We start from the raw sequence: 9,407 nt of genomic DNA on the forward strand, positions 1-9,407 counted from the left end.
TCCTAACTCCTAACTCCTAACTCCTAACTCCTAACTCCTAACTCCTAACTCCTAACTCCTAACTCCTAACTCCTAACTCCTAACTCCTAACTCCTCACTCCTCACTCCTAACTCCCAACGGCTAACTTCTCTAAATAGCGTTGCTGTTCTTCCTGTTGCTTTTCATGTTCTACAACAAACACGTTTGAGTAAAGATTAGCGAGAATTTGTTTTCCCTGCTGTGTGAGCGATAGGTAATGCAGTCCCTCTTGAATATAGGGATAGACGCCATTCCAGTAAAACTTAGCGTAGTTATTACGTAAATCGGCAGGGGTTTGATAGCCCAAAACTTTATTTACACCAGTTTCTTCAAATTCGTAAAATAAAGAAGTAATTTTCTTCAGGTAACGTGGGTCACTTAGTTGACCAATCAAATCAGCAGCCCGGACTAATCCTGCAAAACACTTTGTATCTTCATGATCTTCTGCCGCAGGCACGGGAAATCTAGTCAATTCAATATTGCTCTTAATTGCCTCAGCATCGATTAACTTGTGACCTCCAAAACGCTCATCAATAAAGAGCTTGGCTCGATCAACATGATACGGTGTCAGACTGGCATCAGAAGCGCCAGGAGCTACAGAAATCATTCTGCCATTTTTACCTGTGGCATATAAGCCTGCTGTTTCTCGGTCTTGTCGGCAAACTCCCTTAACGTAGCCAATATCATGACTCACTAGGGAAATAATACAATGCAACCAGTCTTCACTGGAAACACCGCCTTCTCTGATGTGTTTGCCACGTAAGATTTCTTGTCCTACTAGGGTGACTAAGACAGTGTGTTCAACATTGTGGTATAGGGCATCGCTATTGGCAATGTTTTCCAAAGCCATGTTACCAGCCCAGGCGATAATGTCCTGATAATCATTTTTGAAGCAGCCATAAGTGCGACGGTAGCCTTCTCGAATTTCATTTACAAAGGCATCAATTAAAATTTCAGTTGCATTGAACATATCTGGTTACTCTGGTAAATACCAATTATTTATTGATTTGATTGATTTGATTGATTTCAAATTCCCTAATCTGGTCCACCCTTGTTGGAATTTAGGGGAATGGAGTTTGCTCCTTTGTAACTCACGTGTAGCTGTAGACGCTAGCTTAATCTATGCCTGGATTACATGGTATTGCATGGTTTCCTGACAATGCAAAGGCTTTAGAGGAATTATGGGTTGCGTAGAAAAAAAATTGCTCGTGTTCCGAAATACATAAATAGTTATGATTTTAATTTAGATAAGTCTAGATTAGTTTTATCAGTTTTTCATATCTAAGCCTTGTTGACGGTGATCTAAACACTTGTAGTGCGTGACTTAGAGTAGCTAGATCGGATTAGATGATTTTTGGTATCATAATCTACATAAAAGTTTTCAGCATTCTCTTGACAGTAATTACTCTTGGCAACAAAGTTATATTATATACTGTTGCGTAAAAAAGACATTTATGACAAAATGCGTCATAGTTGATGTGAAATAAATAAATTTCAGGTTTTCTTAAGAAAATACCAAGGTTGGTATGCATAGACAGAAGTGGAGGTGAGACTGTGAGCGATGAAAGTGTTTCAGAAGTCGTGGTGGAAGAACCTGTAACCTCTGAAGATACTAGCTTTTTGAGCAAATCAGAGCAGAAATCAAATAGGGTCTGGTTGAAGCCATTATTCTTGGGTGCTGGTTTAGGAATAGTGATCGCCTTGGCTGGGATGGGTGTATTAAATCGTCTTTCATCTCGTCAACAAAGTGTGGTGGCAGATAATAAAAAAGTCAACCCAGCGATGACAGTCACCATCGCCACAGTAGAAACCGCCCGTGTTGTCCGTACTCTCAAAACCACTGGGACTGTAGCAGCGAGTGATTTAATTCCGGTGCTACCGCAGACAAACGGCTTACAAATTAAAAGCATCCCTGCAAATATCAAAGAAGGAGCTTTTGTCAAACAAGATCAAGTGTTGGCGGTGTTGGATAGTTCCATACTACAAAGCCAAATTAGCCAAGCAAAAGCAGATGTGGAATCCAAACAAGCAGATGTGGCATCCAAACAAGCAGATTTAGTATCCAAGCAAGCGGATTTGGCATCAAATAAAGCAATAGTCCAGCAAAAACAAGCCGATTTAGCTCAAGCCAAGGCGAAGTTAGAGGAAGCAGCCAAAAATTATCAGCGCTATCAACAACTCGCTGACTCTGGAACGATTACCAAGCAAGAACTCGATACTCGTTCTTACGCTGTCAAAACTGCCATAGAAGTTGTGAACCTGGCCCAAGAAAATATACGTAGTGCCCATAATATCGGCAGTGCCCAAGCCAATATTGGTAATGCCCAAGCAATCATCAACAGAGCTAAAGCTGATGTCCGCAGCAGTGCTGATAAGGTGCAACAACTACAAACTCAGTTGGGACAAACTGTGGTGCGTGCGCCGGTTTCGGGAGTAATTGCTGAAAAACTGGCTAGAGTTGGTGATGTTACTGGTATACCACCGCAAACCCAGGTAGGGAATGTGATTGGTGGCACACAAAAGCTATTTTCGATCATCCGAGATGAAAAGCTCGAACTTCAGGCGAAGATACCCGAAACTCAACTAACTCAGGTGAAAGATAGCAGTACAAAAAGCTTGAAGTAAAGTTTGATAGCGATCGCACTCAAAAATTACTTGAAAATGTGCTTCAAACGAATGAACAACCACTACCTATGACAGCAGTAGCGAAACGCCTTGGGTATTCTAAGCGAGTTTCTACAGGCATTTTCCAGAGCTATGCCGAGCGATTTCAGCCGAGTACGTTAAGTATATGAAAGAATCTCGCCTCAAACGAATCGACCAGTGTTGCGAGGAGGTAAAACTAGCTGTTAGGCAAGTTCACACTGAAGGTATTTATCCTAGTGAAGCAGCTATTTCAAAGCTATTGGCTAAACCAGGATGTTTTCGCGATAAAAAAGTTCGCGCTGCTTTAAGGGCAGCGCGAAGAGAAATTTGTTTGGAACCATAACCTTGCCACCCTTTATTGGAAGCATAAGCTTGCCGTTGCGGCAAAGTTATGGGTAAAGTCACAATAGAAGCCTTTCCGTATTTTAGATTTTTAGTGGGGGTGGAGGGACTTGAACCCACACGACCTTTTACGGTCAACGGATTTTCATTCTCCCGCAGTTTTCACTGCTACCTGATGACAATAGCCGACTCAGATTTTGAGAATTGGACTCTCCCTTTACCCTCGACTTAACGTTAGGGTAGCTCCCGTCGGGTCTCTGCACCTTCCGAACAGTTATGAGTTAGGAGTTAGGAGTTAGGAGTTTTAAATTTACTCAGTACTCAGCACTCATGACTCAGGACTTTCTTCGGCTTGGCTCAGGATTGCCATGTCTGTCACCAGATTTAGGTTTCCCTGAGTTTGAGAGCTTCCACTTGAGGGGTTTCTCCTTCAAGGCTCAATTATTTAAGTCCGTAGCGTCTACCATTCCGCCACACCCCCGCAGCTGTTTTGCAACTAGCATAACTAGTTATTTTTTAGAGGTAGCAAATACCTCCTCATCTATTCCACCATCAATTGTGTCTTTTGTCCAACTAGATTGAAAATATTTTTTCTAGATTGTGCGATCGCTTCCCAAATTCGGAAGTTTTTTGTTTTTTCGTAATCAATCTGGATTAGTTTTCGATCTTGTCTAACCAAAGCATTTGTTTGCTAGTGCGTTTTCGATAATAGCATGATATTACCTTTTGTGATGATATCCGTTAAATTGCCTACAGTAAAAGTACTCCAGCCCGCCAAAGCTACGCTTTAAAACTTTTTTGCTTAGGGACTTCCAAGAAATAAATTATCCATCTTGTGGGATGGGTGTCCCCACCCGTCCCAGATTTAAGGCGCTCATGTTGCCCACCCCACAAGAAAAGTTGGGATGTTTTTAATTTTTAAGTCCCCAATCCCCAATCCCCAATCCCAACGCGACTTGTTAAAAGCATTATGACTATACTTCTCTGAGTCTGTCTCTTCAGCCTATGATGGAAAACAGATGCTTAAGACTTGAAAGTTATGATTGTCGCCCTGCTGTATCTAATTTTGGCTGGAGCTTACCTTCTGGTAATCCCGATTGCTGTTTTGCTGTACATGAAGCAGCGTTGGTATGTCGCTAGCTCCATCGAGCGTGTCTTAATGTACTTTTTGGTGTTTTTCTTCTTTCCTGGTTTGTTGGTTCTATCGCCGTTTGTAAATTTCCGACCCCAACGGCGACAAGTTCAAGTTTAACGAGATTGGTAGGTCATAACTCTCATGCGACGGATTGACGCTATTGGAATTGGCTTGGGTGTTTTTATTGCCGGCGGCTTGGCTTATGTAGGATTACAGCTAGTCGGTTTGGATAATCAGAAAGCTGGTATATGGAGCCAAGTCTTACTCGTCAGTGGGTTAGTTGGCTGGTTAGCCACCTATTTTTTCCGTGCGGTGGGACAAAAAATGACCTACCATCAACAGCGGGAACAGTATGAGCAAGACTTCCTACAAAAGCGGCTAGATGAGCTTAGTCCCGAAGAACTAGCACGAATTCAAGCTGAAATAGAACAAGAAGAGCAATCTCAGGTGTAAAGTTATCATTAGTCAGTTGTCGTTTGTCCTTTGTTAGTTACGAATTACCAACGACTAATGACCAATGACCAATGACCAATGACTCTTGACTAATGACTGCGATTTCTGATTGCTTTGAAACCCTTGGGCACAATGGTGAGTGCGCTCTGATTCCGTTTATTACTGCTGGCGACCCAGATTTAGAAACAACGGCAAAAGCGTTGCAGGTTCTAGATCAAAATGGAGCCGACATTATTGAACTAGGTATACCCTATTCCGATCCTCTGGCGGATGGGCCAGTAATTCAAGCTTCTTCTACCCGCGCCTTGCAAAGGGGTACGAAATTGGAGCAAGTGCTGGAAATGTTGCAAGGGGTTACTCCCAAACTGCGATCGCCCATTGTCCTGTTTACCTATTACAACCCAATTTTGCACCGAGGAATTGACAAATTTCTTGAAGAAATTGCGGCGGCGGGAGTGGCTGGATTGGTAGTACCAGACTTACCCTTAGAGGAAGCCGCAAGCTTGCTCCAACCAGCTACCGCCATCGGAATTGATCTGACGTTGTTCGTAGCTCCCACGAGTTCAGATGAACGGATAGAAGCGATCGCTCGTTCTTCTCAAGGATTTATTTATTTAATCACTGTCACCGGAGTAACAGGAATGCGATCGCAAGTGGAAAACCGCGTGTCTAATTTACTCAAACAAATTCGTGGTGTTACTGATAAACCCATCGGTGTCGGCTTTGGGATTTCCGAAGCTGCACAAGCCCGTCTGATCAGGGAATGGGGCGCAGATGCAGTCATCGTGGGCAGCGGTTTTGTAAAACGGTTAGCAGAAGGGACACCAGAACAGGGATTAAATGCGATCGCCCAATTTTCCCAAAGTCTCAAGGCAGCCATCCAAACCACCAACACCAGCATAAATACCCCTCTTGATTAGACGGGGAAAGTAAATTAAAAAAGTATAACAGTGTAGTTTTTCCATCCTTATTTAGTAGACAATTTGACCATTATGGTCTTGAATATTAACATCAGTTATGATGGTGTAAAAAAACTAGCTGATACAGTAGCTTATAGTTTGAGTATTATGTGAAATCAAGTAGGCATAATTTATGAGTGTGAGAGTGAGTCAGTCAGAAATGGTTATAGTTACGTCGCAATCGAGGAGCAAAGGCGATGAGTGAGAGTATGGCGTTTATCGGCGGGGTCGCCGTAGCTGGGCTGGCGGCTCTCGTATTGCTCAAAGGAACAAATACCCCCCTACAACCTAACTTCGCTGTTGCTTCGCAAATGCCAGGTGTAGTAGCGCCCCAAGGAATGCAGCCACAAATGTATCCTTACGCGCCTTATGGGCAACCAATGTATCCTAATCAGCTTCAGCCACCAACTGCTACCAGCACTGACCAGCGCCTAGAGATGGAGAAGCTGAACACACAGATGCAGTTGGAGCGTTTAAAAAACGATAATGAGCAGCTGAAGTTGCAAAATCAACAACTCCAGGGCCAAGTCCAAAATTTCAATACTCAGCAGCAGTGGCAATTAGCCCAACAGAATAATCAACCAAAAACAACAACATTCCAGCCGCAAACTACTTGGTGGTCTTCACCTATGCTTTGGGCTGTGGGAGGCGCAACTCTCACTATTGGCGGTGGTGTTGTCGTCGCTGGGGTATTGGCTTTATTCTCACCACGGCAGCGCCCAGCCCGTACTGTACAAGTGATTCACCCCTACCAAGGAGCTACACCGCCCTTGGTTCCAGTCCGTCGCGCTGAGTTTTTGCCTGCTTCTCGGATGGAAGCAAGACGAGTTGAAGCCCACGAATACGACGAAATGCACGGATAGGGAAAATAAAACCACAGATAAGCATCGATTTCAAATCTAGTTTCCAGGTTCCAACTGGAAACTTTGTTTATTGGGCTGCTGCCGCGAATTCAAGAGGCAGGGATATCTTTCACCAACTGAATCTGACTTGTCAGCAACCCAGGTCTAAAAACACTGAGTTTCCCGCATCTCGTATTTTTTTATGAAATTAGTTTGCTCCCAAAGCGATCTCAGTACAAACCTCTCACTCGTCAGTCGTGCAGTCCCTTCACGGCCGACTCATCCGGTACTTGCCAATGTGCTGCTACAAGCGGATGCTGAAACTAACCAAGTAAGCTTAACAGCCTTTGATCTCAGCTTGGGAATCCGCACCAGCTTTAATGCTGAGGTATGGCAAAGTGGCGCGATCGCACTTCCTGCTAAATTACTTGTAGACATCACCTCTCGTCTTCCAGAAGGCGAAATCACTCTAGATGATGAATCAGCCCTTACAGGTGCAGCATCCGGTGGAGAAGGCTTAATTGTTACACTCACACCCAAGAGTGGACATTACCAAGTACGAGCAATGGGCCCCGAAGAATTTCCCGAACTACCTATAATTGAAAATACAGAAGTAATCCATCTCACCACCACCGCATTAATTGAGGGATTACGCGGTTCATTATTTGCTACCAGTGCTGATGAAACCAAGCAAGTACTGACCGGAGTGCATTTAACAGTTAAACAAGATACCCTAGAATTTGCGGCTACCGACGGACATCGCCTCGCAGTAGTAGAAACTAGCAACGAGCGTCCTTTGGGTGGAACGACTCAACTAGAAGTAACAGTACCAGCTAGAGCATTACGCGAACTCCAACGAATGCTAGCTCATAGCGCCTCATCAGATGAACCTGTAGCTTTATATTTCGATCAAGGTCAAGTTGTGTTTGCATGGCAAAATCAACGCTTGACTAGTCGCACATTAGAAGGGCAATATCCTGCTTATCGCCAATTAATTCCGCGCCAATTTGAGCGACAAGTAACAATTGAGCGGCGACAATTTGTCAGCACTTTGGAACGGATTGCTGTGCTAGCTGATCAGAAAAATAATATTGTCAAACTGAGTATTGATAGCGAAGCCCAAGAAATTACCTTATCTTGTGAAGCTCAAGATGTAGGTAGTGGTAGAGAGTCAATGCCGGCACAGATTTCTGGAGAAAATATAGAAATTGCTTTTAACATTAAGTATTTGATGGAAGGCTTAAAAGAGTTACCATCTTCCGAAATTCAAATGCATTTAAATCAAAGCCTAACTCCAGTGATTTTTACGCCATTAGGTGGTTTGAAAATGACTTATTTAGCTATGCCTGTGCAACTTAGAAGTTAAAACACCAATAGGCTTGGGTTAGCGCCAAAAAACTTAATTTACCATACTCAGTACTGAGTGCTGAGTAAAGAAGATTGAATACCCAGTACTTTTGCACTATGGTAAAAGCCCCGCCCCTTGTGGGTGGAATCTTTTGGTCAGGAGAAGGTTGATACCCCGCCCGCAAGTGGCGCGGTCTTTCAACTCAGCACGGGCTAAACGCCCCGCTATCCATGTACAGCACTATGTACTCAGCACTCTTCATGAAGGTTTGGAAGCCACTGTGCCCTTGCTGGTTTCCCAAATTGAGGCAAAGACGCAAAGCGGCTTCCCACAGGGGAACCCAACATTTGCAGGGTTTTGTTTGGTTGTACTTTGCTTAACTGAACCGTATTGTGGTGTAGGATCAAAAAATGCTTTACCCTTGGGTTAAGATTTTTGATCCTACCTAACTCTCCTTAAAAAGGAGAAAGTTATACCAATTTGAAAAATGATCGCGATAGATGGTTTCACATAACCCAGACACAGAAAGTGATTCCCAATCTAAAATCTAAAATTCAAAATGGTATTAGCTATAAAGGGCGAGAACTATGCTCGCCTATCCACTCTCTATCTATGATGTTGAACATCGTAGATAGCACGTTTAGTCGCTTTGAGTGCAGCATCGATATGTTGGAGAGAACGATGTTGCAAGCCACGTGCTGTTGGATCATCTTCCTCACGCTTGACATCGGAATGCACTTTATTCAATATCTCCTCTGCCTTATGTAACCGTCCAGGATGATTATTGGGAACATCGACATTTGGATGATCGTTGATGTTTTTGCCATCATCAATAGATGCCTTCTTAATGTCGTTAATAGTGTCATTTATCTGCTGAATAGCAACATCTTCTTGGCCACTAACACTACCATCGCCTGAGCGATGTTCTAGCAGCCACCGTGCAGTCCGTAAATCAGTGAGTGCGTGCAGATAATAAGGATGCTTTCCTGGCAAGTCGGCATAGGCAGATCCTGAAGTCATCGAGAGACTGTTACCTAGAACTATTGCTACTAGTCCCGTGAAGATACTAATCGAACGAATTTGATGCTTAATCATATTTGTGAAACCAGGAAGTATACATTATTTAGACTTTCTGGTTTCACAAAAGGTTTAATGATATTTACGTCAATGCTGTGTAGTTAATGTGTCAATCTTCTGCCTCGTACCTCTGACTTGAAAGTGCTGTACATGGATAGCGGGGCGTTTAGCCCATGCTGAGTCAAAATCCCAGTCCCCAGTCATATCATGTCCGCCTGATTACTTAGTTAAACCCGGAGAACCCCTCCCCAAGGCATCGGCTAAGGTGTACACACAAGTCTGAAATAGTGCATTATGATGTAGGTTGGGTGGAGCGGAGCGCAACCCAACAGATATCAGGATGTTGGCTTTGGCAAAGCCTCCAACGCCACTTGCTACAACGCTCTTAACCTGCGCAACGCAGTGGCTCCCCAACCTACAATTTTTTTGCAACATTTTAGCCTTGCCACGCCAGTAATAGCAGTTCTCGTTTGCATTCAAGACATGGTACGGTTACCAAGTTATCCGTGCCGGGAAAGCCCCTAAATTCTATTTATGGGGGCTAGGCACGGGCGAATTTATTCGCAGTGATATGTCTCTTGTGATA

General features: G+C 43.7%; 10 protein-coding genes. 7 read left to right on the forward strand and 3 right to left on the reverse strand.

What is annotated here, in order from left to right:
* Window positions 1-107 precede the first annotated feature (107 nt).
* The gene (locus V7K67_RS19645; protein WP_334710312.1) at window positions 108-989 is read right to left on the reverse strand and encodes an Npun_R2479 family HD domain-containing metalloprotein; all 882 of its coding nucleotides are present in this window, start codon (window positions 987-989) and stop codon (window positions 108-110) included.
* A gap of 584 nt (window positions 990-1,573) precedes the next feature.
* Between V7K67_RS19645 and V7K67_RS19650 the strand changes: the two genes are divergently transcribed.
* Entirely contained in the window at window positions 1,574-2,644 is a 1,071-nt protein-coding gene (locus tag V7K67_RS19650) for an HlyD family secretion protein (protein WP_335168008.1), read from the forward strand.
* Window positions 2,645-2,810: 166 nt separating this feature from the next.
* Window positions 2,811-3,008 (forward strand): hypothetical protein, encoded by a 198-nt coding sequence (locus tag V7K67_RS19655; RefSeq protein ID WP_335168011.1) that lies wholly within the window; start codon window positions 2,811-2,813, stop codon window positions 3,006-3,008.
* Window positions 3,009-3,548: 540 nt separating this feature from the next.
* Here V7K67_RS19655 and V7K67_RS19660 read toward each other — a convergent pair.
* Window positions 3,549-3,686 (reverse strand): hypothetical protein, encoded by a 138-nt coding sequence (locus tag V7K67_RS19660; RefSeq protein ID WP_334710317.1) that lies wholly within the window; start codon window positions 3,684-3,686, stop codon window positions 3,549-3,551.
* A gap of 360 nt (window positions 3,687-4,046) precedes the next feature.
* On the opposite strand from V7K67_RS19660, the gene ndhL reads away from it, so the two are divergent.
* The 5 genes from ndhL to dnaN all read left to right on the forward strand — a co-directional run bounded on the left by ndhL (window position 4,047) and on the right by dnaN (window position 7,762).
* Window positions 4,047-4,259 (forward strand): NAD(P)H-quinone oxidoreductase subunit L, encoded by a 213-nt coding sequence (gene ndhL, locus V7K67_RS19665; RefSeq protein WP_335168014.1) that lies wholly within the window; start codon window positions 4,047-4,049, stop codon window positions 4,257-4,259.
* A gap of 24 nt (window positions 4,260-4,283) precedes the next feature.
* Entirely contained in the window at window positions 4,284-4,595 is a 312-nt protein-coding gene (locus tag V7K67_RS19670; RefSeq protein ID WP_334731241.1) for a DUF3007 family protein, read from the forward strand.
* A 92-nt stretch (window positions 4,596-4,687) separates the two neighbouring features.
* Window positions 4,688-5,515: a tryptophan synthase subunit alpha gene (trpA, locus tag V7K67_RS19675; RefSeq protein WP_334731240.1), complete on the forward strand. Its 828-nt coding sequence runs from the start codon at window positions 4,688-4,690 to the stop codon at window positions 5,513-5,515.
* A gap of 236 nt (window positions 5,516-5,751) precedes the next feature.
* Window positions 5,752-6,417: a heterocyst differentiation related protein gene (locus V7K67_RS19680; protein WP_334731239.1), complete on the forward strand. Its 666-nt coding sequence runs from the start codon at window positions 5,752-5,754 to the stop codon at window positions 6,415-6,417.
* 181 nt (window positions 6,418-6,598) lie between these two features.
* Complete coding sequence (dnaN, locus tag V7K67_RS19685) at window positions 6,599-7,762, forward strand: DNA polymerase III subunit beta (protein ID WP_334731238.1); 1,164 nt, start codon at window positions 6,599-6,601, stop codon at window positions 7,760-7,762.
* A gap of 588 nt (window positions 7,763-8,350) precedes the next feature.
* On the opposite strand, the gene V7K67_RS19690 is transcribed toward dnaN, so the two are convergent.
* Window positions 8,351-8,839: a hypothetical protein gene (locus V7K67_RS19690; RefSeq protein WP_334731237.1), complete on the reverse strand. Its 489-nt coding sequence runs from the start codon at window positions 8,837-8,839 to the stop codon at window positions 8,351-8,353.
* Window positions 8,840-9,407: the final 568 nt, after the last annotated feature.

The organism is Nostoc sp. (genome assembly GCF_036917155.1).
Taxonomy (GTDB): Bacteria; Cyanobacteriota; Cyanobacteriia; order Cyanobacteriales; family Nostocaceae; genus Nostoc.